This is a genomic window from Pseudomonas sp. YeP6b, from assembly GCF_025642995.1.
Taxonomy (GTDB): Bacteria; Pseudomonadota; Gammaproteobacteria; order Pseudomonadales; family Pseudomonadaceae; genus Aquipseudomonas.
Genome location: NZ_CP080090.1, coordinates 1 through 23,604 on the forward strand (window position 1 = coordinate 1; position 23,604 = coordinate 23,604).

23 protein-coding genes are annotated in these 23,604 nt (G+C 60.9%); 10 read left to right on the top strand and 13 right to left on the bottom strand.

Annotated features, from left to right (window positions below):
* Window positions 1-2,010, top strand: a complete 2,010-nt coding sequence (rep, locus tag KZH41_RS00005; RefSeq protein WP_094948723.1) for a DNA helicase Rep — start codon at window positions 1-3, stop codon at window positions 2,008-2,010.
* 58 nt (window positions 2,011-2,068) lie between these two features.
* Window positions 2,069-2,641, top strand: coding sequence for a xanthine phosphoribosyltransferase (locus KZH41_RS00010; protein ID WP_094948722.1), 573 nt, complete (start codon window positions 2,069-2,071; stop codon window positions 2,639-2,641).
* Window positions 2,642-2,790: 149 nt separating this feature from the next.
* Here KZH41_RS00010 and KZH41_RS00015 read toward each other — a convergent pair whose 3' ends face one another.
* From KZH41_RS00015 to dadA, 6 genes are all read right to left on the bottom strand, one after another.
* Window positions 2,791-4,713, bottom strand: coding sequence for an acetyl-CoA hydrolase/transferase C-terminal domain-containing protein (locus KZH41_RS00015; RefSeq protein ID WP_094948721.1), 1,923 nt, complete (start codon window positions 4,711-4,713; stop codon window positions 2,791-2,793).
* A gap of 136 nt (window positions 4,714-4,849) precedes the next feature.
* Window positions 4,850-5,302, bottom strand: coding sequence for a c-type cytochrome (locus KZH41_RS00020; RefSeq protein ID WP_176462875.1), 453 nt, complete (start codon window positions 5,300-5,302; stop codon window positions 4,850-4,852).
* A gap of 181 nt (window positions 5,303-5,483) precedes the next feature.
* Window positions 5,484-6,032, bottom strand: coding sequence for a cupin domain-containing protein (locus KZH41_RS00025; RefSeq protein ID WP_094948720.1), 549 nt, complete (start codon window positions 6,030-6,032; stop codon window positions 5,484-5,486).
* A 116-nt stretch (window positions 6,033-6,148) separates the two neighbouring features.
* Complete coding sequence (gene alr, locus KZH41_RS00030; RefSeq protein ID WP_263274184.1) at window positions 6,149-7,222, bottom strand: alanine racemase; 1,074 nt, start codon at window positions 7,220-7,222, stop codon at window positions 6,149-6,151.
* A 79-nt stretch (window positions 7,223-7,301) separates the two neighbouring features.
* Window positions 7,302-7,655 (bottom strand): RidA family protein, encoded by a 354-nt coding sequence (locus KZH41_RS00035; RefSeq protein ID WP_034116404.1) that lies wholly within the window; start codon window positions 7,653-7,655, stop codon window positions 7,302-7,304.
* Window positions 7,627-8,928: a D-amino acid dehydrogenase gene (gene dadA, locus KZH41_RS00040; protein WP_242153472.1), complete on the bottom strand. Its 1,302-nt coding sequence runs from the start codon at window positions 8,926-8,928 to the stop codon at window positions 7,627-7,629. Before dadA ends, KZH41_RS00035 begins: the two co-directional genes overlap by 29 nt.
* Before the next feature lie 156 nt (window positions 8,929-9,084).
* On the opposite strand from dadA, the gene KZH41_RS00045 reads away from it, so the two are divergent.
* Entirely contained in the window at window positions 9,085-9,573 is a 489-nt protein-coding gene (locus tag KZH41_RS00045) for an Lrp/AsnC ligand binding domain-containing protein (protein WP_003176896.1), read from the top strand.
* Window positions 9,574-9,639: 66 nt separating this feature from the next.
* Here KZH41_RS00045 and KZH41_RS00050 read toward each other — a convergent pair whose 3' ends face one another.
* Window positions 9,640-9,993: a YkgJ family cysteine cluster protein gene (locus KZH41_RS00050; RefSeq protein WP_003176897.1), complete on the bottom strand. Its 354-nt coding sequence runs from the start codon at window positions 9,991-9,993 to the stop codon at window positions 9,640-9,642.
* 115 nt (window positions 9,994-10,108) lie between these two features.
* On the opposite strand from KZH41_RS00050, the gene KZH41_RS00055 reads away from it, so the two are divergent.
* On the top strand, window positions 10,109-11,401 hold the full coding sequence (locus tag KZH41_RS00055) for an NAD(P)/FAD-dependent oxidoreductase (RefSeq protein WP_263274185.1): 1,293 nt from the start codon (window positions 10,109-10,111) through the stop codon (window positions 11,399-11,401).
* On the opposite strand, the gene KZH41_RS00060 is transcribed toward KZH41_RS00055, so the two are convergent.
* Complete coding sequence (locus tag KZH41_RS00060; protein WP_094948716.1) at window positions 11,402-11,626, bottom strand: DUF1127 domain-containing protein; 225 nt, start codon at window positions 11,624-11,626, stop codon at window positions 11,402-11,404.
* 166 nt (window positions 11,627-11,792) lie between these two features.
* Between KZH41_RS00060 and KZH41_RS00065 the strand changes: the two genes are divergently transcribed.
* Together KZH41_RS00065 and KZH41_RS00070 are read left to right on the top strand one after the other, a co-directional pair.
* Window positions 11,793-13,217, top strand: a complete 1,425-nt coding sequence (locus KZH41_RS00065; protein WP_094948715.1) for a PLP-dependent aminotransferase family protein — start codon at window positions 11,793-11,795, stop codon at window positions 13,215-13,217.
* Between the two features lie 60 nt (window positions 13,218-13,277).
* Window positions 13,278-14,846 (top strand): phospholipase D family protein, encoded by a 1,569-nt coding sequence (locus KZH41_RS00070; RefSeq protein WP_094948833.1) that lies wholly within the window; start codon window positions 13,278-13,280, stop codon window positions 14,844-14,846.
* A gap of 123 nt (window positions 14,847-14,969) precedes the next feature.
* Here KZH41_RS00070 and KZH41_RS00075 read toward each other — a convergent pair whose 3' ends face one another.
* Window positions 14,970-16,112: an MFS transporter gene (locus KZH41_RS00075; protein WP_263274186.1), complete on the bottom strand. Its 1,143-nt coding sequence runs from the start codon at window positions 16,110-16,112 to the stop codon at window positions 14,970-14,972.
* A gap of 178 nt (window positions 16,113-16,290) precedes the next feature.
* Window positions 16,291-17,784 carry an aldehyde dehydrogenase gene (locus tag KZH41_RS00080; RefSeq protein WP_242153479.1) on the bottom strand — a complete coding sequence of 498 codons (1,494 nt, stop codon included), beginning with the start codon at window positions 17,782-17,784 and terminating at the stop codon, window positions 16,291-16,293.
* 230 nt (window positions 17,785-18,014) lie between these two features.
* Here KZH41_RS00080 and KZH41_RS00085 point away from each other — a divergent pair, with 230 nt between their 5' ends.
* The gene (locus KZH41_RS00085) at window positions 18,015-18,377 is read left to right on the top strand and encodes a cupin domain-containing protein (RefSeq protein ID WP_094948712.1); all 363 of its coding nucleotides are present in this window, start codon (window positions 18,015-18,017) and stop codon (window positions 18,375-18,377) included.
* 106 nt (window positions 18,378-18,483) lie between these two features.
* On the opposite strand, the gene rpmG is transcribed toward KZH41_RS00085, so the two are convergent.
* Both rpmG and rpmB read right to left on the bottom strand, forming a co-directional pair.
* Window positions 18,484-18,639 (bottom strand): 50S ribosomal protein L33, encoded by a 156-nt coding sequence (gene rpmG / locus KZH41_RS00090; RefSeq protein ID WP_003176906.1) that lies wholly within the window; start codon window positions 18,637-18,639, stop codon window positions 18,484-18,486.
* An 11-nt stretch (window positions 18,640-18,650) separates the two neighbouring features.
* Window positions 18,651-18,884 (bottom strand): 50S ribosomal protein L28, encoded by a 234-nt coding sequence (gene rpmB / locus KZH41_RS00095; RefSeq protein ID WP_003176907.1) that lies wholly within the window; start codon window positions 18,882-18,884, stop codon window positions 18,651-18,653.
* A gap of 458 nt (window positions 18,885-19,342) precedes the next feature.
* Between rpmB and KZH41_RS00100 the strand changes: the two genes are divergently transcribed.
* Window positions 19,343-20,935 (top strand): ABC transporter substrate-binding protein, encoded by a 1,593-nt coding sequence (locus KZH41_RS00100; RefSeq protein ID WP_242153482.1) that lies wholly within the window; start codon window positions 19,343-19,345, stop codon window positions 20,933-20,935.
* A 30-nt stretch (window positions 20,936-20,965) separates the two neighbouring features.
* Here KZH41_RS00100 and radC read toward each other — a convergent pair whose 3' ends face one another.
* Window positions 20,966-21,640: a RadC family protein gene (gene radC, locus KZH41_RS00105; RefSeq protein WP_094948710.1), complete on the bottom strand. Its 675-nt coding sequence runs from the start codon at window positions 21,638-21,640 to the stop codon at window positions 20,966-20,968.
* A gap of 129 nt (window positions 21,641-21,769) precedes the next feature.
* On the opposite strand from radC, the gene coaBC reads away from it, so the two are divergent.
* Both coaBC and dut read left to right on the top strand, forming a co-directional pair.
* Window positions 21,770-22,978 (top strand): bifunctional phosphopantothenoylcysteine decarboxylase/phosphopantothenate--cysteine ligase CoaBC, encoded by a 1,209-nt coding sequence (gene coaBC / locus KZH41_RS00110; protein ID WP_048723622.1) that lies wholly within the window; start codon window positions 21,770-21,772, stop codon window positions 22,976-22,978.
* A 5-nt stretch (window positions 22,979-22,983) separates the two neighbouring features.
* Window positions 22,984-23,439, top strand: a complete 456-nt coding sequence (gene dut / locus KZH41_RS00115; RefSeq protein WP_016975923.1) for a dUTP diphosphatase — start codon at window positions 22,984-22,986, stop codon at window positions 23,437-23,439.
* The last annotated feature ends 165 nt before the right edge of the window (window positions 23,440-23,604 follow it).

A 23,604-nucleotide genomic window follows, 5' to 3' on the forward strand; every position in this document is an offset into this window, starting at 1 on the left:
ATGTCCCGACTCAATCCCCGGCAGCAAGAAGCCGTGAACTACGTCGGCGGCCCTCTATTGGTGCTCGCCGGTGCTGGCTCCGGCAAGACCAGCGTGATCACCCGCAAGATCGCGCACCTGATCCAGAACTGCGGCATCCGCGCCCAGTACATCGTCGCCATGACCTTTACCAACAAGGCGGCGCGCGAAATGAAAGAGCGTGTCGGCACGCTGCTCAAGGGCGGCGAAGGCCGTGGCCTCACGGTGTGCACGTTCCATAACCTGGGCCTGAACATCATCCGCAAGGAGCATGCGCGGCTGGGCTACAAGCCGGGCTTCTCGATCTTCGATGAGACCGATGTGAAGTCGCTGATGACTGACATCATGCAAAAGGAATACGCAGGCGACGACGGCGTAGATGAGATCAAGAACATGATCGGCGCCTGGAAAAACGACCTGATCCTGCCGCCCCAGGCCCTGGAAAACGCACGCAACCCCAAGGAACAGACCGCCGCCATTGTCTACACCCACTATCAGCGCACGCTCAAGGCGTTCAACGCAGTGGACTTCGACGACCTGATCCTGCTGCCGGTGAAACTGTTCGAGGAACACGCCGACATCCTCGAAAAATGGCAGAACAAAGTCCGCTACCTGCTGGTGGACGAGTACCAGGACACCAACGCCAGCCAATACCTGCTGGTGAAAATGCTGATCGGCAAGCGCAACCAGTTCACCGTGGTAGGCGACGACGACCAGTCGATCTACGCTTGGCGTGGCGCGCGCCCGGAAAACCTGATGCTGCTCAAGGACGACTACCCGTCCCTGAAAGTGGTGATGCTGGAGCAGAACTACCGCTCCACCAGCCGCATCCTGCGTTGCGCCAACGTGCTCATCTCCAACAACCCCCACGAGTTTGAAAAACAACTGTGGAGCGAGATGGGCCATGGCGACGAGATTCGCGTGATCCGCTGCCGCAACGAAGACGCCGAAGCCGAGCGCGTAGCCGTCGAATTGCTGACGCTGCACCTGCGTACCGATCGCCCCTACAGCGACTTTGCGATCCTGTATCGCGGCAACTACCAGGCCAAGCTGATCGAGCTGAAGCTGCAGCACCACCAGATTCCCTATCGGCTTTCGGGTGGCAACAGCTTTTTCGGACGCCAGGAAGTAAAAGACCTGATGGCCTACTTCCGTCTGATCGTGAACCCGGACGACGACAACGCCTTCCTGCGCGTGATCAACGTGCCGCGTCGGGAGATCGGCTCCACCACCCTGGAAAAGCTCGGTAACTACGCCACCGAACGCAAGATCTCGATGTACGCCGCCACCGACGAAATCGGCCTGGGCGAACACCTGGACACGCGCTTCACCGACCGCCTGTCGCGCTTCAAACGCTTCATGGACAAGGTGCGCGAGCAGTGCGCCGGCGAAGACCCGATCAGCGCGCTGCGCAGCATGGTCATGGACATCGACTATGAAAACTGGCTGCGCACCAACAGTTCCAGCGACAAAGCCGCCGATTACCGCATGGGCAACGTCTGGTTCCTGATCGAAGCGTTGAAAAACACGCTGGAGAAGGACGAAGAAGGCGAGATGACTGTCGAAGACGCCATCGGCAAGCTGGTGCTGCGCGACATGCTCGAGCGCCAGCAAGAAGAGGAAGACGGTGCCGAAGGCGTGCAGATGATGACCTTGCATGCCTCCAAGGGCTTGGAATTCCCCTACGTGTTCATCATGGGCATGGAAGAGGAAATCCTCCCGCACCGTTCCAGCATCGAAGCCGACACCATCGAAGAAGAACGGCGCCTGGCCTACGTGGGCATTACCCGCGCACGTCAGACGCTGGCCTTCACCTTTGCCGCCAAGCGCAAGCAATACGGCGAAATCATCGATTGTGCCCCCAGCCGGTTCCTTGACGAGCTACCGCCGGACGACCTGGCCTGGGAAGGCAATGACGACACCCCGACCGAGGTGAAGGCCGTTCGCGGCAACACCGCCTTGGCGGATATACGCGCGATGTTAAAGCGCTAGAATCGACTACTTTTTAATCTACTTTCGGCGCACACCGCGCCATTAGAGGAAGCTTTCCGTGGAAGCACTGCACAAGAAAATTCGCGAAGAAGGCATCGTGCTTTCCGATCAGGTACTCAAGGTCGACGCCTTTTTGAACCACCAGATCGACCCGGCGCTGATGAAACTGATCGGCGACGAATTCGCCGAGCGGTTCAAGGACTCGGGCATCACCAAGATCGTCACCATCGAAGCCTCGGGCATCGCGCCGGCGATCATGACTGGCCTGAACCTTGGCGTACCGGTGATTTTTGCCCGCAAGCAGCAATCCCTGACGCTGACGGAAAACCTGCTGTCGGCGACCGTGTATTCCTTCACCAAGAAGGTCGAAAGCACCGTGGCGATCTCCCCGCGCCACCTGACCAGCAGCGACCGCGTGCTGGTGATCGATGACTTCCTGGCCAACGGCAAGGCGTCCCAGGCGCTGATCTCGATCATCAAGCAAGCCGGCGCGACTGTCGCGGGCTTGGGGATTGTGATCGAGAAGTCGTTCCAGGGTGGCCGTGCGGAGCTGGATGCGCAGGGTTATCGGGTTGAGTCGCTGGCACGGGTGAAGTCGCTGGCTGGCGGCGTTGTGACCTTTATCGAGTAATCGATAACACCCCAAATAATTGGGGTGGGCACAAGTCAAAATGTGGGAGCTGGCTTGCCTGCGATGAGGGCCCGACAGTCGACATCTCTGTCGCCTGACACCTCGCTATCGCAGGCAAGCCAGCTCCCACATTTGATTTGTGGTGCCTGTCAGTGCGCGGTGGCCTGCAGGCCGGCGAGCAGCAAACGCTGGTAAAGATCCTCTTTCAGCCCGTCCGGCTTATCCAACCGCATCCGCTCCAGATGCTTGGGAAACACCTGCGGCTCCGGTGCGTCCAGCGCCGCCTTGCCCAGCTCCAGAATCTCCGTCAGCTTAAATTTGCTCTTGAGCCAGTTCAGCGCCCGCAACAGATCCTTTTCCTCATCCGTGAAATCGGTGCCCAACGGATACTCCGGAAACAAACGGCGATGCCGCGCCTGAATATCCTGGAGCCGCTGCGGCGTGTTGTCAGCAAAGCGCGGGTCCAGCTGGAAATCCTTGGGCAACTTGCCGGCCTTCTGCGCCTGTTCGATCAAATCGCCCTGGAACCTGGAGTCGGTGATATTCAGCAGCGCCTCAATCACTTTGGCATCCGTCTGCCCACGCAAATCGGCAATCCCGTACTCGGTGATGACGATATCGCGCAGGTGACGAGGAATGGTGCAGTGGCCGTATTCCCAGACAATAGTGGAACTGACCTCCCCCGCCGACTCGCGCCAACTGCGCAGGATCAGGATCGAACGCGCGCCTTCCAGGGCATGGCCCTGGGCAACAAAGTTGTACTGCCCACCGACGCCGCTGAGCACACGGCCACCTTCCAGCTGATCCGCCACACCTGCACCGAGCAGCGTCACCACGATCGCGCTGTTGATAAACCGCGCGTCCAGGCGCTGCAGGCGCTTGAGCTCTTCCTGACCGTAGAGCTCGTTGATGTAGCTGATGCGGGTCATGTTGAATTCCAGGCGCTTGGCGTGAGTCATTTCCTGCAAGCGCTGGTAAAAACTGCGCGGCCCGAGGAAGAAGCCACCGTGAATCGAGACGCCGTCGGGCTGCGCCGCATCGTCCAGGGTGCCGGCGTTGGCTTGCTCCTGAGTCGCCACATCCGGGTAGACCTTGCGACGGATAATCCCGGCATCGGCCAGTACCAGCAGGCCGTTGACGAACATTTCGCTGCAACCGTACAAGCCATGGGCGAACGGCGCGACGCCGCCTTCATGGCTGATCAGCGGCGCCCATTGGTACACATCGAGGTCGGTCAACAGCAGCCGATAGGCGTCGTTATCGGCCTGACGCGCCAGCAAGGCGGCGGTCAGCGCATCGCCCATGGAGCCGATGCCGATCTGCAAGGTGCCGCCATCGCGCACCAAGGTACTGGCATGCAGACCGATAAAGTGGTCCTGAAAACCCACGGGCATGTTCGGTGTGGAGAACAACGTGGTGCTGTCCTTTTCGTCGATCAGGTAGTCGAACGCATCCATGCCCAGTTCGGCATCGCCGGGCATGTAGGGTAAATCGCTGTGAACTTGGCCAACGATCAGGATGGTTTCGCCAGCTTGGCGGCGCTTCTCGATCATGGGCAGCAGGTCGAGGGTGATATCGGGATTGCAGCTCAGGCTCAGGCGATCAGGATGCTCAGTGCTGCTGGCCACCAGCTGCGCCACCAGATTGAGGCCAGCGGCGTTGATGTCGCGGGCGGCATGGCTGTAATTGCTGCTGACGTAATCCTGCTGCGCCGATGCGCTGTGAAGCAGGCTGCCGGGCTGCATGAAGAACTGCTGCACGCGGATGTTGTTCGGCAGGCTGTCCTTGTGCAGGTCAGCGAGAAAATCCAGTTCAGGGTAATCACCGAACACCCGCTCGATAAAGGGTTCGAGAAAGCGTTTTTGCAAACCATCGCCCATGGTTGGGCGGCCCAAGGCCAGCGCGGTGTAGATCGTCAGCGCCCGCTCCGGCAACGTAGCGATGCGCCGGTACAGCGCGTTGACGAACAGGTTGGGCTTGCCCAAGCCAAGGGGCATGCCCATGTGGATATGCGCGGGCAAACGCGCCAGTACGTCGTCAACTGCTTGCTCGATTGAACACAACTGCACCATCCGACCCTCCTGAACATTCCATGATTAGGGGTTGGACCGAGCTTGCCGGGTCTTTGCTGCAATGAACAGCCTCTAAGTACAAATCCCAAGCACAAAAAAGCCGCTGGTCAGCGGCTTTTTGGCGAAGATCGGCAATTTACAGCCCTGACATCTTCTTGATCGCACCCTCAAGGTCCTCAAGGCTGCAGTCAGCACAAGTCCCCATCGGAGGCATAGCGTTCAAGCCATGCTTGGCGACCTGGGCCAACCCCTTGGTCCCTTTCTGCGGATCCTCAATTTTGAGCTCCGCCAATACAGTATCCAAATGACCTAACCGCTCCTTCCAGGCAGCGGTATCACCGATCTTCGGAGCATTCAGCAGGCCGGTGCCGTGGCATGCGTTGCAGTGCTTGGCGACTACGTCATCCGGCGTTTTTGCACCGCCGCCGCCACCGACTGCCACCGCCACTTCCATGCCTTTGCATTCCTGGCCCTGAACACAGACTTGGCCGACAGGCTCCAGGCGCTTGGCAATTTCATCATTGGTCGCAGCTTGGGCGCTGACAGCCCATAGGGCCAGTACGGTTGCTGGTGCAGCCAGCATTTTCATAATTAGGTTCACGCGTTCACCCTCAATGGTGGCTATTCACGCCTGCGGCCACGGTTTCGCAGGCGGCGAAAGTATAACGGTTAGCCCGTCCGGCTGAAACAACCCTATTAACTAAAGGGAGATTCAGTCATACGGAATACTGCTCGGATGCCTCTGCAACGCTGGCAGGACGCCTCTTTTGTTAAAAGTTCGCGGGTGTGGCTGCGCTGATTAGTCGCGCCGGCACATCGAACGGGTTGCGAAAACGATGCGGCTTGGTGCTTTCAAAGTAGTAGCTATCGCCGGCTTCGAGCACAAAAGTTTCAATACCGACCACTAATTCAAGGCGACCTTCCACCAGAATCCCGGTTTCTTCACCTTCGTGGGTGAGCATTTCTTCGCCGGTGTCGGCGCCCGGCGGGTAAATCTCATTGAGAAACGCAATCGCCCGGCTCGGGTGCGCGCGACCGACCAGTTTCATGGTGACGGCGCCGTCAGAGATGTCGATCAGCTCATTGGCTTTATAGACGATTTGGGTCGGTTTTTCCTGGAGGATCTCCTCGGAAAAGAACTCGACCATGGACATGGGGATGCCGCCCAGCACCTTGCGCAAGGAGCTGATCGAGGGGCTGACACTGTTTTTTTCGATCATCGAAATGGTGCTGTTGGTGACACCCGCGCGCTTGGCGAGCTCGCGCTGGGAAAGACCCTTCAGTTTACGGATGGATTGCAGTCGTTCGCCGACGTCCAATGCGGGAGCCTCCTAGGATTCAGGCGTTGTTGTAATTGAGCGTTATCATGGCGACAGCGTTCAGTATTTACAACACTTGGACCTAAATCCTGGCCGGCCCCACTCGTCGGCGGCGTTCAAACCCCGGAATAGAGCCTTGGCACGCGGCGCAGGTTGCAGAAGATCTGGTAGGGAATGGTCTCGGCGGCAGCCGCGACGTCACTGGCGAGGATATTTTTGCCCCACAGCTCTACCGTGGAGCCAAGCCCGGCCTGGGGCACGTCGGTCAGGTCGACACACAGCATGTCCATGGACACGCGGCCCAGCAATTGGCTGCGCTGCCCCGCCACCAGCACCGGCGTGCCGGTCGGCGCGTGGCGTGGGTAACCGTCGGCATAGCCCATGGCAACCACGCCAATGCGCATCGGCTTTGGCGTGATGAACTTGGCGCCGTAGCCCACCGGCTCACCGGCCGGCAGTTCCCGCACGCAGATGACTTTGGACTCCAGGGTCATCACCGGCTGCAAACGCGCGGCGATGGCCTGGTCTTCACCAAACGGCGTGGCGCCGTAGAGCATGATGCCCGGGCGCACCCAGTCGCTGGACATGCTCGGCCAACCCATCACCGACGGCGAGTTGCGCAGGCTGACTTCCGCCGACAAGCCTTGGCGCGCCGCCTCAAATACTTCGACTTGTTCATTGCTACGTACACAGTCGAGCTCGTCGGCGCGGGCGAAGTGGCTCATCAATACGATTTTTGCCACTTTACCGCTGGCCAGCAGGCGCTGATAAGCCTCGTGGTAATCCTTGGGGTGCAGGCCAACACGGTGCATGCCCGAATCCAGCTTGAGCCAGATAGTCAGCGGCTTGCTCAGCCGGGCTTGCTCGATCGCGTCCAACTGCCACAGCGAATGCACCACGCACCACACATCATGCTCGATGATCAGAGGCAGCTCGTCGGCTTCGAAGAAACCTTCCAGCAGCAGTACCGGCGCGCGAATCCCGGCGGCCCGCAGTTCCAACGCCTCTTCGATGCACGCCACGGCAAACCCGTCGGCTTCGGCTTCGAGCGCCTGGGCCACGCGCACGGCGCCATGGCCATAGGCATCGGCCTTGACCACGGCGAGGGCCTTGGCCCCCGTGACTTCACGGGCCAATTGGTAGTTGTGGCGCAGGGCTTGGAGGTCGATCAGGGCACGGGCAGGACGCATGGCGGCAGGCTTCTAGGCGGCAGAGTGAAGAAAAACCGGCACCGACCAACAACGTCGGCGCCGGGAGAGGGATCTGGGTTTAAGGCAGCGCGGCCACGACGGACAGCTCTACCAGAATTTCCGGTTCGCACAGCTTGGCTTCGACCGTGGCACGGGCCGGGGCGACGCCTTTAGGCAGCCACTTGTCCCACACCGCGTTCATACCGGCGAAGTCGGCGTCGATGTCTTTCAGGTAGATCGTCACCGACAGCAACTTGGTTTTGTCGGTGCCGGCCAAGTCCAGCAGACGCTCGATATTGGCCAGGGTTTCACGGGTCTGCTGTTCAATCCCGGCACTCATGTCGTCGCCGACTTGCCCTGCCAGATACACGGTACCGCTGTGAACAACGATCTGGCTCATGCGCTCATTGGTGAGCTGGCGCTGGATGGACATGTTTTGCGGACTCCTGGTGGTTGCCGTAACGGGAAATATCGAGGCCTTCGGCGCTGATCTGTGGCGTCCTCGAAGCCATCAGGTCGGCCAACAAACGACCAGAGCCACAGGCCATGGTCCAGCCGAGCGTGCCGTGGCCGGTATTCAGGAACAGGTTCTTGAAGGGCGTGGCACCGACAATCGGCGTGCCGTCGGGTGTGGTCGGGCGCAGGCCGGTCCAGAACGTGGCTTCGGTCAAATCGCCGCCCTGAGGATAAAGGTCGTTGACGATCATCTCCAGGGTTTCGCGTCGACGCGGGTTAAGCGACAGGTCAAAACCGGCTATTTCAGCCATGCCGCCGACGCGGATGCGGTTGTCGAAACGGGTGATCGCGACCTTGTAGGTCTCGTCGAGAATGGTCGAAGTCGGCGCCATCGCCGGGTTGGTGATCGGCACGGTCAGCGAGTAACCCTTGAGCGGGTACACCGGCGCCTTGATCCCCAGCGGCTTGAGCAGTTTCGGCGAGTAGCTGCCCAGAGCCAGCACGTAGCGGTCGGCGGTTTCCAGCTTGCCGTCGACCCACACGCCGTTGATACGGTCGCCTGCGTAGTCGAGGCGCTGGATGTCCTGATCGAAGCGAAATTCCACGCCCAGCTGTTTGCACATCTCCACCAGGCGCGTGGTGAACATCTGGCAGTCGCCCGTCTGGTCATTCGGCAGGCGCAGGGCGCCAGCGAGGATGTCGGTGACACTGGCCAATGCTGGCTCAACGCGGGCGATACCGGCCCGGTCGAGCAACTCGAACGGCACGCCGGATTCTTTCAGCACGGCGATGTCTTTGGCCGCGCCATCCAGTTGGGCCTGGGTGCGGAACAGTTGAGTCGTACCGAGGCTGCGGCCTTCGTAGGCAATGCCGGTTTCAGCGCGCAGCTCGTCGAGGCAGTCGCGGCTGTACTCGGACAGGCGGACCATGCGTTCCTTGTTCACCGCATAGCGGCTGGCCGTGCAGTTGCGCAGCATCTGCGCCATCCACAGGTATTGATCGATATCGGTGGTGGCCTTGATCGCCAGCGGGGCGTGGCGTTGCAGCAACCACTTGATCGCCTTGAGCGGCACGCCCGGCGCGGCCCATGGCGAGGCATACCCTGGAGACACTTGGCCGGCGTTGGCGAAACTGGTTTCCATGGCAGCAGCAGGCTGACGGTCGACCACAACGACTTCGAAGCCGGCCCGCGCCAAATAGTAGGCACTGGTCACCCCAATGACGCCGCTACCCAAGACCAGAACGCGCATTTTTATATCCTCATCACGGGCTTAGCCGCTGACGTGTGTTATTCGAGCAATGATGAGCGCAGTGTAAAAAACAATGACCAGTGCATTTCACTATATAAATGCCTATATTTGGCGACAATTCTCGGCAAAAACCCTTTTCACAGAGGCGTATCCCCTATGCGTACCAACACCCAGACCAAGCGGGAGCTGGACAAGATCGACCGCAATATCCTGCGCATCCTGCAAACCGACGGGCGTATTTCGTTCACGGAGCTGGGTGAAAAAGTCGGGCTGTCGACCACGCCGTGCACCGAGCGTGTGCGTCGCCTGGAGCGCGAAGGGATCATCATGGGCTACAACGCGCGGCTCAACCCGCAGCATTTGAAGGGGAGTTTGCTGGTATTTGTCGAGATCAGCCTCGATTACAAGTCCGGCGACACTTTTGAAGAGTTCCGCCGTGCGGTGTTGAAACTGCCGCATGTGCTGGAGTGCCACCTGGTGTCAGGCGACTTCGACTACTTGGTGAAAGCGCGGATTTCCGAGATGGCCTCGTACCGCAAATTGCTGGGCGATATCTTGCTCAAGTTGCCCCATGTGCGGGAATCCAAGAGTTATATCGTGATGGAAGAGGTGAAAGAGAGCCTGAACCTGCCGATCCCGGATTAACGGATACGCCGCGATCAAAGGTGGGAGCTGGCTTGCCTGCGCCCACCTTTTGCCCGAGTACATCCGCTAGACCAGCACCTGCCGGGTGCTCGCCATGTATTCATGGATCTGCTTTTCTACTCGCGGATGAATCAGCTCCACCGGCCCCCGCCCATTGGGGCACGGCAAGGTCTTGGTGGTACCAAACAACCGACAGATCAACGGCCGCTCGTCATACACCGTGCAGCCATTTGGCCCGAGGTGTACGCAGTTCAGCTCGTCCATGGCCGCGTCCTGCTCAGCAGCGGTCTTACGTGGCAGTCGCGACATTTCTTCGGGCGATGTGGTCACCGGCCCACAGCAGTCGTGGCAGCCGGGGACGCACTCGAACGAAGGAATCTGTCGGCGCAGCGCGCTGATTTTCTGGCTGTTGCAACTCATCGAAACACGTACCGAACGGCGAATAGGCGTTGATTCTGACGCAAAACGCCCTGCGCAGACAGCTTCGTCCGACCGCTGTATCCTGCGTCAAATTTTCCAAACAGGGATGCTCCCCATGACCGCCAGCGCCCGGCACACCGCTTCCTACTACGCCGCCAGCAGCGTCCCACAACCCGACTGCCCGGCGTTGGCGGGCGAAGTCAGCGTCGATGTGTGCGTGATTGGCGGTGGTTATTCCGGGCTTAACACGGCGCTGGAGCTGGCCGAGCGCGGTTTTAGCGTGGTGTTGCTGGAGGCGCGCAAAATCGGCTGGGGCGCCAGTGGCCGTAATGGCGGCCAGCTGATTCGTGGCGTCGGCCATGGCCTGGACCAGTTCGCCAATGTGATCGGCAGCGACGGCGTACGCCAGATGAAGCTGATGGGCCTGGAAGCCGTGGAGATCGTGCGCGAACGCGTCGAGCGCTATCAGATCCCCTGCGACCTGACGTGGGGCTATTGCGACCTGGCGAACAAACCTCAGCATCTGCACGACCTGGCCGAGGACGCCGAAGAATTGCGCAGCCTCGGCTATCGCCATGAAGTGCGCCTGCTGCAAGCCAGCGAGATGAGCAGCGTGGTCGGCTCTGACCGCTACGTGGGCGGCATGATCGACATGGGCTCCGGCCACCTGCACCCGCTGAACCTGGCCCTCGGTGAAGCCGCCGCCGCGCAGCAGTTGGGCGTGAAGCTGTTCGAGCAGTCCGAAGTGACGCGCATCGACTACGGCCCCGAGGTCAACGTGCACACCGCCCTTGGCAATGTGCGCGCCAAGACCCTGGTGCTGGCCTGTAACGCTTACCTCAATGGCCTGAACCCACACCTGAGCGGCAAAGTGCTGCCCGCCGGCAGTTACATCATCGCCACCGAGCCGTTGAGCGAAGCACAAGCCGCCAACCTGTTGCCGCAGAACATGGCTGTGTGTGATCAGCGGGTGACGGTGGATTACTTCCGGTTATCCGCCGACCGCCGTCTGTTGTTTGGCGGTGCCTGCCACTATTCCGGACGCGACCCTCAGGACATCGGCGCCTATATGCGCCCGAAGATGCTCAAGGTGTTTCCACAACTGGCCGACGTGAAGATCGACTACCAGTGGGGCGGCATGATCGGCATCGGCGCCAACCGCCTGCCGCAGATTGGCCGGCTGGCCGACCAGCCTAACGTGTATTACGCCCAGGCCTACGCCGGCCACGGCCTCAACGCCACGCACCTGGCCGGCAAGCTGCTGGCCGAGGCGATCAGCGGCCAGCAGCAGGGCCGTTTCGATTTGTTCGCCCAGGTGCCGCACATCACCTTCCCCGGCGGTAAACATTTGCGTTCGCCGCTGCTGGCGCTGGGGATGCTCTGGCACCGGTTCAAAGAGCTGATCTGATCAATCGCGCCAGAACGGTTTCAGGCCTTCCTGGCGCGCTTGTTCGGCGGTCAGCCCAACGTCGCGCAGTTGCTCGCGGGTCAAATGCAGCAAGGCTTTGCGCGTGTGGCGGCGGTGCCAGAACAGGCTCCATCGGCTGATATCGCGCGGCGCCGTCCCCCGCTCCTGCCCTGCCTGCAACTCCTGACTGTGTAGCATCAGACGCACATCGCTTATGCCGCTCATTTTGCTGCCCCTCATTTGCTTGTTGCCATGAGTGACTAGAGTGAGCGCGCACGCCAAACCATTACAGATTCAACCCATCTTTATTAAATCCATACAGATGCTGCCCAAGGGTGCCTGAATCCTGTATTTTCCCGGTATCTGTACTGGTCCCTCGGGAGTGACCGCCATGACCCTTTACGTCAACCTCGCCGAATTGCTGGGCACTCGCATCGAACAGGGCTTCTACCGCCCCGGCGATCGTTTGCCCTCTGTACGAGCCTTGAGCGTGGAACACGGGGTCAGCCTGAGCACCGTGCAACAAGCCTATCGCTTGCTGGAAGACAACGGCCTGGCAATGCCCAAGCCCAAGTCCGGCTACTTTGTACCCGTTGGGCGCGAGCTGCCGGCGCTGCCCGAGGTAGGCCGCCCGGCCCAGCGCCCGGTGGAGATTTCCCAGTGGGATCAGGTGCTGGAACTGATTCGCGCGGTGCCCCGCAAAGACGTCATACAGATGGGCCGGGGCATGCCGGATGTATTGTCGCCGACCCTGAAACCCTTGCTGCGCAGCCTTGCACGGGTGAGTCGCCGCCAGGATCTGCCGGGGCTGTATTACGACAACATCCTCGGCTGTATGGAATTACGCGAACAGATTGCGCGACTGTCATTGGATTCCGGCTGCCAACTGACGGCCGAAGACATCGTGATCACCACGGGTTGCCATGAGGCGCTGTCCGCCAGCATCCACGCCATTTGCGAGCCGGGCGATATCGTTGCCGTGGACTCGCCGAGCTTCCATGGCGCCATGCAGACCCTCAAGGGCCTGGGCATGAAAGCCTTGGAAATCCCGACGGACCCGGTCACCGGCATCAGCCTCGAAGCACTGGAGCTTGCCCTGGAACAGTGGCCGATCAAGGTCATCCAGCTGACGCCCAACTGCAATAACCCCTTGGGATACATCATGCCGGAGGCGCGCAAACGCGCGTTGCTGACCCTGGCCCAGCGCTTTGACGTGGCGATCATCGAAGACGATGTGTATGGCGAGTTGGCCTACAGCTACCCACGCCCACGCACGATCAAATCCTTCGACGAGGACGGCCGCGTGCTGCTGTGCAGCTCGTTCTCGAAAACCCTGGCGCCTGGCTTGCGTATCGGCTGGGTTGCGCCCGGGCGATACCTGGAGCGGGTGCTGCACATGAAATACATCAGCACCGGTTCCACTGCGACCCAACCACAGATCGCCATCGCCGAATTCCTCAAAAACGGCCACTTCGAGCCACATTTGCGGCGGATGCGCACCCAATACCAGCGCAATCGCGACCTGATGCTCGACTGGGTCAGCCGCTATTTCCCGGCAGGCACACGCGCCAGTCGGCCCCAGGGCAGCTTCATGCTGTGGATAGAGCTGCCAGAAGGCTTCGACACCCTCAAGCTCAACCGCGTGCTAGTGGAACAAGGCGTACAGGTGGCGGTGGGCAGCATTTTTTCCGCTTCCGGCAAGTACCGTAACTGCCTGCGCATGAACTACGCTGCCAAGCCAACCGCGCAGATCGAAGAAGCGGTGCGCAAGGTCGGCGCCGCCGCGATCAAGATGCTTGCCGAGGCGTCAGACTGACCTTTCGCCGGAATTGGCCGTCATATGCCCAACCGCCCTGACCTGGAAGCAGCGCCCTTGATGACTCGACGGCTTTTACCGTTTTTCCTGCTGGGCGCCCTGGCCCTGGGCGGCTGCGCTACGGTCGATACGCCGCGCGTGCCCAGCGACGCCCTGCCCGCCGCCCAATCGTCGTTCGGCCGCTCGATCCAGGCGCAGGCGGCGCCGTATCAGGGCCGCTCAGGCTTTCGCCTGCTGCCCAACAGCAGTGAAGCCTTCATGGCCCGCGCCGAACTGATCCGTAACGCCCAAAGCAGCCTCGACCTGCAGTACTACATCGTCCACGACGGCATCAGCACGCGCATGCTGGTGGATGAACTGCTCAAGGCCGCCGACCGTGGCGTGCGCGTGCGCATCCTGCTGGACGACACCACCAGCGATGGCCTCGACCAGATCATCGCCACCCTCGCCGCCCACCCACAGATTGAAATCCGCCTGTTCAACCCGCTGCACCTGGGCCGCAGCACCGGCGTGACGCGGGCCATGGGCCGATTGTTCAACCTGTCGCTGCAACACCGGCGCATGCACAACAAGCTGTGGCTGGCGGACAACAGCGTGGCGATTGTCGGCGGGCGCAACCTGGGCGACGAGTATTTCGACGCCGAGCCCAACCTGAACTTCACCGATATCGACATGCTCAGCGTCGGCCCGGTGGCTGAGCAGCTCGGCCACAGTTTTGATCAGTACTGGAACAGCGCGCTGAGCAAGCCGATTGATGACTTCGTCTCCAACGCCCCGTCCAAACGCGACCTGGCCGCCGCACGTGTGCGCCTGCACGACTCGCTGGCCGAATCACGCCAGCAGAATCACACCCTGTATAACCGCTTGCGCACCTACCAGACCCAGCCGCGCATGGACATCTGGCGCCGCGAGCTGATCTGGGCCTGGAACCAGGCGTTGTGGGACGCGCCGAGCAAGGTGCTGGCCAAGGCCGACCCCGACCCGCGCTTGCTGCTCACCACCCAACTGGCGCCGGAGCTGGAAGGCGTCAACCATGAGCTGATCATGATTTCGGCGTACTTCGTGCCCGGCCAGCCTGGGCTGGTGTACCTGACCGGCCGCGCCGATGCGGGGGTGTCGGTGAGCCTGCTGACCAACTCACTGGAGGCCACCGACGTACCGGCCGTGCACGGCGGCTATGCGCCGTATCGCAAGGCGCTGCTGGAGCACGGCGTAAAACTTTATGAGCTGCGCCGCCAACCCGGCGACCCCAGCGCCGGCAGCGGCCCGCACTTGTTTCGCCGAGGCGCCTTCCACGGCTCGGACTCCAGCCTGCACAGCAAGGCGATGATCTTTGATCGGGAGAAGTCGTTTATCGGCTCATTCAACTTCGACCCACGTTCAGTGCTGTGGAACACCGAAGTCGGCGTGCTGGTGGACAGCCCCGAACTGGCGGAGCACGTTCGCAACCTGGCGTTGCAAGGCATGGCACCGGCCTTGAGCTACCAGGCGAAACTGCAGGACGGGCAAGTGGTGTGGGTGACCGAAGATAACGGCCAATTGCACACACTGACCGATGAACCCGGCAGTTGGTGGCGCCGGTTCAATGCCTGGTTCGCCACGTCAGTCGGCCTGGAACGAATGCTTTAAGGACAGAGTAGATCCCTGTGGGCGCCGGGCTTGCCCGCGATGGCGGAGTGTCAGGTACTGTATTGGCAGCTGACACACCGCTATCGCAGGCAAGCCAGCTCCCACGGTTGATTGCATTTCAGGTCAGGCCGGTTGCGCGACGCCAAACGCGCCCTGGCGCAACAACAACACCACCAGCCCCAACGCCCCGGCTGCCATCAGCCACGGCAATGCATGCCCGCTGATCCACTGGCTGCCCGCACCGGCCACCAGCGGCCCGATCAGGCAACCGATGCCCCACAACTGCGCCACGTGGGCATTGGCGCGCACCAGCGCATCGTCGCGGTAACGCTCGCCGATCAGGATCAGCGACAAGGTGAACAACCCACCGGCACTGGCGCCGAAGACCACCCACACCGGCCAGATCAGCGGCGTGTGCAGTAACAGCGGAACCGCCAGGCTGGAGGCCAGCAACAGCAGCGCACAGCTCAAGAACAGCGTTCGTCGCGGCAGATAGTCGGCCAATGCGCCAATGGGCAATTGCAGCAACGCATCGCCGACCACCACCGTACTGACCATGGCCAAAGCAATCTCGGCCGTGAAACCTTGCTGCAGGCAATACACCGGCAGCAGCGTCAGAATCATCGCCTCGAATGCAGCGAACAACGCCACCGCCCAGGCAATCGCCGGCAGGCCCCGGCAAAAACGCCACAGATCGCCGAAGGTGACGCTGAAGGATTCGGCCGTCGGCGCACCGGAACGCCCGAGCAACAGCAGCGGCGCGACCATCAACAGGCCCACGCCCACCCAGAAGCCGTAATCATGATCGGTGCCGAGCACGCCCAGCAGCAATGGCCCCGACAATTGGCTCAAGGCATACGTGCAGCCATACAGCGCGACCAAGCGGCCACGCCACTGCTCCACCACCAACTGGTTGATCCAGCTTTCACCGAGGATAAACACGATGGTCAGGATCACCCCGATCATCAGCCGCAGCACCAGCCAGACCGGGTAGCTGGGCAGGATTGCCAGCAGGCCGATGGACACTGCACCGGCCCACAGACACAAGCGCATCAGGTTGGCGGTGCCCAGCCATGAAGCCATGCGGCTGGAGACCTTCGCGCCCAGTAGCACGCCGAAGGCCGGCATGGCTGCCATCACCCCAATGGCGAAACTGCCGTAGCCCCAGCTTTCCAGGCGCAGGGACACCAGCGGCATGCTGACGCCCAGGGCCAGGCCAACGCTGAGTACCGAGGCCAGGACGGCGAAATAAGTCGCCCAACGCATTTCCACGCTCCTGTGGATAATTTCTGGGTTTCAAACGAACTGTAGGAGCGAACTTATGTGGGAGCCGGGCTTGCCCGCGATGCAGACGCCTCGGTGTGTCAGTCACACCTTGGTGCTGCTACCGCAGGCAAGCCAGCTCCCACACCAGCTTGCTCCTACAGGGGATCAGCAGTATTGCTTAGAGCTTGATCCAGGTCGCCTTCAGCTCGGTGTACTTGTCAAACGCGTGCAGCGACTTGTCGCGACCATTGCCCGACTGCTTGAAGCCACCAAACGGCGCGGTCATGTCGCCGCCATCGTACTGGTTGACCCATACGCTGCCAGCGCGCAAGGCCTTAGCGGTCAGGTGTGCCTTGGAGATATCCGCCGTCCACACCGCCGCGGCCAGGCCGTATTGGGTGTCGTTGGCAATGGCGATGGCTTCTTCGGCGCTGTCGAAGGTGATGACCGACAGCACAGGGCCGAAGATCTCTTCCTGGGCGATCCTCATGGCATTGGTCACGCCGTCGAAAATCGTCGGCTCAACGTACGTGCCACCGGTTTCTTCCAGGGTGCGCTTGCCGCCCGCGACCAGCTTGGCGCCGTCGGCGTGGCCGGCTTCGATGTACGACAGCACGGTGTTCATCTGCTGGGTGTCCACCAGCGCGCCGACGGTTGTTGCCGGGTCCAGCGGGTTGCCTGGCTTCCAGCCCTTGAGGGCCTCGATCACCAGCGGCAGGAATTTATCCTTGATTGAACGCTCGACGAGCAGTCGCGAACCGGCGGTGCAGACTTCGCCCTGGTTGAAGGCGATGGCGCCCGCGGCGGATTCGGCAGCCGCTTGCAGGTCTGGCGCATCGGCAAACACGATGTTCGGGCTCTTGCCGCCGGCTTCCAGCCACACGCGCTTCATGTTCGACTCGCCGGAGCGGATCAACAGTTGCTTGGCAATCTTGGTGGAGCCGGTGAACACCAGCGTGTCGACGTCCATGTGCAGCGCCAGTGCGTTACCCACAGTGTGGCCGTAGCCCGGCAGCACGTTGAATACGCCTTTTGGAATACCGGCCTCAACGGCCAGGGCCGCGATGCGGATGGCGGTCAGCGGGGACTTTTCGGACGGCTTGAGGATGACCGAGTTACCGGTCGACAGCGCTGGGCCGAGTTTCCAGCAGGCCATCATCAGCGGGAAGTTCCACGGCACGATGGCGCCAACCACGCCGACTGGCTCGCGGGTTACCAGGCCGAGTTGATCATGCGGGGTGGCGGCAACTTCGTCGTAGATCTTGTCGATCGCCTCGCCGCTCCAGCTCAGGGCATTGGCTGCACCTGGGACGTCGATACCGAGCGAATCACTGATCGGCTTGCCCATGTCCAGGGTTTCAAGCAGCGCCAGCTCTTCGGCATTGGCCTTGAGCAACGCGGCGAAACGGATCATGGCGGCCTTGCGTTTGGCCGGCGCCAGGCGCGACCAGACACCGGAATTGAAGGTGGCGCGGGCATTTTCTACAGCGCGCTGGGCGTCGGCGGCGTCGCAACTGGCAACGGTGGCCAGTAGGCGGCCATCGACCGGGCTGATGCATTCGAACGTGTCACCGGAAACGGCGGCGGTGTATTCGCCATTGATATAGGCGCGGCCTTCGATCTTCAGATCCTTGGCGCGTTGTTCCCAGTCGGCACGGGTCAGGGTGGTCATGCGAGTGTCCTCCTCTTATTGAATACAAGGGCCAGGTGATGTCCCCCGGCAGCCTCAAAGAATTCTTGCCCGGCCAGCCTGCTGTTCGGCTCAAGGCAGCTGCCACCCTAAACCAGCGGCTGGGGGTGTTTCAATATATTTGACACAACGGCGGTAAACACCCTTGCGATGTTCATTTTAATAAACATAGACTTTGGGCTCTCCAACCGCAGGCCAGACGGGACACGCACATGAGCATCCAGGACATCGTCGACTTCAACCAAGCCAACACCGCCCCCGAACGCTACCGGCCTGCCGCCGAAAAAATCCTCAAGGGCGACCCCGAGCAAACGCTATACAACCACTACAACAGCCCGTGCGGCCAGATGAGTGCCGGGGTTTGGGAAGGCGAAGTCGGGCAGTGGAAGGTCAATTACACCGAGCATGAGTACTGCGAGATCGTGCAGGGCGTATCGGTACTGCGCGATGCCGATGGCAACGCCAAGACCTTGCGTGCAGGCGACCGCTTCGTGATCCCCGCCGGGTTCAGCGGCACCTGGGAAGTGCTGGAGCCGTGCCGCAAGATCTACGTGGTGTTCGAACAGAAAGCCTGACGCGGAGCGTCACAGGCGGCGTTCCCACGCAGTGCGTGGGAACGCGCAGGCAAAAAAAAGCCCGCATCGTGAGATGCGGGCTTTTTTTCACAAGGAAGAAAATCAATTACTTGATTTTGCCTTCTTTGTAGATCACGTGCTTGCGAACGCGCGGGTCGAACATTTTCTTTTCGAGCTTGTCCGGGGTAGTACGCTTGTTCTTGTCGGTAGTGTAGAAGTGACCAGTACCGGCGCTAGAGATCATTCGAATCAATTCACGCATGATAGAGCTCCTTAGATCTTGCCAGCGGCGCGGATTTCGGCCAGCACGACAGTGATGCCACGCTTGTCGATGATACGCATGCCTTTGGCAGATACACGCAGGCGAACAAAACGTTTCTCTTCTTCAACCCAGAAGCGGTGATGCTGCAGGTTCGGCAGGAAACGACGACGGGTTTTGTTATTTGCGTGGGAAATGTTATTCCCAGTCACCGGACCCTTACCGGTAACTTGACAGACTCTCGACATGCCTCAGCCCTCTAAAACCACATGCCCAACCCGGCATGGGTTGGCCGCTTAATCTCTCAGTCATTTGGCGCCAGGCGCCGCGTTTCTTTAAGGGTCTTACCGGCTACACCTACAGTGAAGGAACCGGGCCCCTAGAAAAGAGCGCTGCTTTATACCAGAAAGACCCCAATGCAACAACAGCCCGTGTGTTTTTACCGGCGTAAATCTCGGCGACAGACGCCTGAACCGTTGCCAGGAGGGGCCGCAGTGAAAGCCGACCGCTCGTCGCACAGAATGATTTACAGCGCCCGCACGCACGGTGAAGTGCACGGCGAAACGCGCTGAGGCGCCATCAAAACAGCATTTGGGCCAAAAGCACAGGCAAAAATGGGCTAGTCATTTATCAATCAGACCACTACGGTAGGCTTTTTCCAGACTGCACTCGCAGATGGGCCTTCGATCTGCAAAGGAAACCAAATATGCGCCTCGCAGCCCTACCGCTATTGCTAGCCCCTCTATTTATCGCGCCGACGGCCCTGGCGGCTACCAGTTTGAGCGTTTGCACCGAGGCCAGCCCCGAAGGGTTCGATGTGGTGCAATACAACTCGCTGACCACCACCAATGCCTCGGCCGACGTACTGATGAACCGCCTGGTGGACTACGACGCCACCCACGGCAAGCTGGTGCCGAGCCTCGCGGACAGCTGGGAAGTCTCGCCGGATGGCCTGACATACACGTTCAAGCTGCACCCAGGCGTGAAATTCCACCGCACCGAATACTTCACCCCAAGCCGCAGCCTGACCGCCGAAGACGTGCGTTTCAGCTTTGAACGCATGCTCGACCCGGCCAACCCGTGGCACAAGATCGCCCAGAGCGGTTTCCCGCATGCGCAGTCGCTGCAATTGCCGACACTGGTCAAGAAAATCGACGCCCTCGACCCGCTGACCGTGCGCTTCACTCTCGATCACGCCGATTCGACCTTCCTCGCCGCCCTGAGCATGGGCTTTGCTTCGATCTACCCGGCCGAATACGCCGACAAGCTGCTCAAGGCCGGCAGGCCTGAAAAGCTCAATAGCCAGCCGATCGGCACCGGTCCATTTGTGTTCGTACGCTTTCAGAAAGATGCGGTGGTTCGCTACAAAGCCAACCCGGAGTACTTCGCCGGCAAACCGGCTGTGGATAACTTAATCTTTGCCATTACCCCGGATGCCAACGTGCGGCTGCAGAAACTGCACCGTGACGAATGCCAGATCGCCCTATCGCCTAAGCCTTTAGACGTAGGCGAAGCCGAGAAAGACCCGGCATTGAAGGTGGAAAAAACCGCCGCCTTCATGACTGCCTTCGTGGCCATCAACAGCCAGCACCCACCACTGGACAAGCCCGAAGTGCGCCAGGCAATCAACCTGGCATTCGACAAGAACAGCTACCTCAAAGCCGTGTTTGAAGGCACCGCCGAAGCGGCCAATGGCATTTACCCACCCAATACCTGGAGCTACGCCAAGGACTTGCCGGGTTATCCACACGACATCGCCAAGGCCAAGACGCTGCTAGACCGCGCCGGGCTCAAGGACGGCTTCAAAACCACCCTCTGGACCCGCCCAACCGGCAGCCTGCTGAACCCCAACCCCAACCTCGGTGCACAGCTGTTGCAGGCAGACCTGGCCAAGATCGGCATCCAGGCCGAGATTCGCGTGATCGAGTGGGGCGAACTGATTCGCCGCGCCAAGGCCGGTGAACATGACCTGCTGTTCATGGGCTGGGCCGGCGACAACGGCGACCCGGATAACTTCCTCACCCCACAGTTCTCCTGCGCGGCAGTAAAATCCGGTACCAACTTCGCGCGCTACTGCGACCCCGCGCTGGACAAACTGATCAGCGCCGGCAAGACCACCAGCGAGCAAGGCGTGCGTAGCAAGCTGTACCAACAGGCTCAGGCGCAGATCCAGCAGCAGGCCTTGTGGCTGCCGCTGGCGCACCCGACCGCGTTCGCCCTGGCCCGCAAGAATGTCGAGGGGTATCAGGTAAGCCCGTTCGGGCGCCAGGATTACTCCAAGGTCAGCATCAAGCCTTAAGCACCCGCCCCGCCCCAATGGGGGGCGGGGCTACAGCCACCCGTATTCCGCCATCGACAGCGGGTCGCCATCGCCCACGATGATGTGATCCAGCACCCGCACATCCACGACTTCCAAGGCCTTTTGCAGCAACTTGGTCAATTTTCGATCAGCCGCACTCGGCTCGACGCTCCCCGAAGGATGGTTGTGGCACAGGATCAATGCTGCCGCGTTGTACTCAAGTGCGCGCTTGACCACTTGCCGGGGATAAACCACGGCAGCATCAATGGTGCCCTGGAACAACGCCTCGAAGCCCAGCACCCGGTGCTTTGAGTCGAGAAACAGGCAGCCGAAGATCTCGTGGGGCTCATGACGCAACAACGCCTTGAGGTAATCGCGCACGGCCAAGGGGCTTTCCAGCACCGACTCCTTGCGCAGGCTTTCGGCCATATGGCGCCGGGACATTTCCAGCACGGCCTGCAACTGAGCAAATTTCGCCGGCCCCAGCCCCAAATGTCTGCTGAACAGCGTCTGGCTGGCCTCCAACAATGGGCGAAGGCCACCGAATTGCGCCAACAAATGGCGTGCCAAGTCGACCGCGCTTTTGCCGGAAACCCCGGTACGCAGGAAGATCGCCAACAGCTCGGCATCCGACAGGCTTGCCGCGCCCCATTCCAAAAGTTTCTCCCGTGGACGTTCCGCCACAGGCCAATCGCGAATACTCATCCCACCTCCGTGTGCGTGTGCGCCGCTGTTGCCTCGCGGACGCTGTGTTATCTTAAGCCCTCTTTTTTGCGTGCGATTTCCCCTGGGGAGGGGGCATCGCAGGCATCACTGAACTGGAAAGGCAAACCAATGCAGCGTCTGTATCGGAAACGCATCGTTCTCGGCGTCGGCGGCGGCATTGCCGCCTACAAGAGCGCAGAGCTGGTTCGCAGGCTCCTGGACCAAGGCGCCGAAGTGCGCGTGGTCATGACCCGCGGTGGCAGTGAATTCATCACCCCGCTGACCATGCAAGCCCTGTCCGGCCACCCGGTTCACCTCGACCTGCTGGACCCGGCGGCAGAAGCCGCGATGGGCCATATCGAGCTGGCCAAATGGGCCGACCTGGTACTCATCGCCCCGGCAACCGCCGACCTGATCGCCCGCCTCGCCCAAGGCATCGCCGATGACCTGCTGACCACTTTGGTTCTGGCAACCGACGCCACCGTCGCCATTGCCCCGGCCATGAACCAGGCCATGTGGCGCGACCCGGCCACCCAGGCGAACACCCAACTCCTGCAAAGCCGAGGCCTCAAAGTGTTCGGCCCCGCGTCCGGCAGCCAGGCCTGCGGCGATGTCGGCATGGGCCGCATGCTCGAAGCCACCGACCTGGCGCTGTGCGCCGCCGAGTGCTTCCAGCACCTGGCCCTGACCGGCAAGCACGTGCTGATCACTGCCGGCCCGACCCAGGAAAACATCGACCCGGTGCGCTACATCACCAACCATAGCTCAGGAAAAATGGGCTTTGCCTTGGCGGAAGCGGCGGTCGAGGCAGGCGCGCGCGTCACCTTGATCACCGGTCCGGTGCATTTGCCGACGCCTGATCGGGTCACGCGCATCGACGTAGTCAGCGCCCGAGACATGCTGGCGGCCTGTGAGGCAGCGATTCCCTGCGATCTGTTTATCGCGTCGGCAGCGGTCGCGGACTACCGCCCGGAAGTCGTCGCCCCGCAAAAGCTTAAGAAAGACCCTACAAGTGGCGACGGCCTGCTCCTGCAAATGGTGCGCAACCCGGACATTTTGGCAACTATCGCCACGCGCCCAGACCGCCCGTTCAGCGTCGGCTTTGCCGCCGAAACCGAACATCTGCTGGACTACGCCGCACGCAAATTGAAAGATAAAAACCTCGACCTGATCGTTGCCAATGATGTCGCCAACCCGAGCATCGGCTTCAACAGTGAGGAAAATGCCATCAGCGTGATCGACCGCGAGTTGCACGCCACCGTTTTCGCCCAGACCAGCAAGGGCAAGATTGCCCGCCAACTGATCTCATTTATCGCCCAACGGCTGAACCAGGTTTAATTTACATGCACGCTTTGCAAGCCAAGATTCTCGACCCCCGCATCGGCAACGAATTCCCACTGCCGGCCTACGCCACCCCAGGCTCCGCCGGGCTGGACCTGCGCGCCATGCTCAAGGAAGACACGGTCCTCGAGCCGGGCCAGACCATTCTGATTCCCACCGGCCTGTCGATCTATGTGGGCGACCCGGGCTTGGCGGCACTGATCCTGCCGCGCTCCGGTCTGGGCCACAAACACGGTATCGTGCTGGGCAACCTCGTTGGCCTGATCGACTCCGATTACCAGGGCGAGCTGATGGTATCGTGCTGGAACCGTGGCCAAACCGCCTTCAACATTGCTGTCGGCGAACGCATCGCCCAACTGGTACTGGTGCCGGTGGTGCAGGCGCACTTCGAGCTGGTTCAGGAGTTCGACGAGACCCAGCGCGGCGCAGGCGGTTTTGGGCATTCCGGCAGTCACTGACTAAGCTGAAACAGGCCGGGCACCCTTGTCCGGCCCGACGCCACCGCAAGGCTTTTCAGGACGAAGAATGCGCGGACCTAATGAGCAATATTTCCCCATTAGAATCAATGCATTACGTGGAATAAAGCATGAAGCGCGAGCGCCGATGGCATTTTTGCACCACGA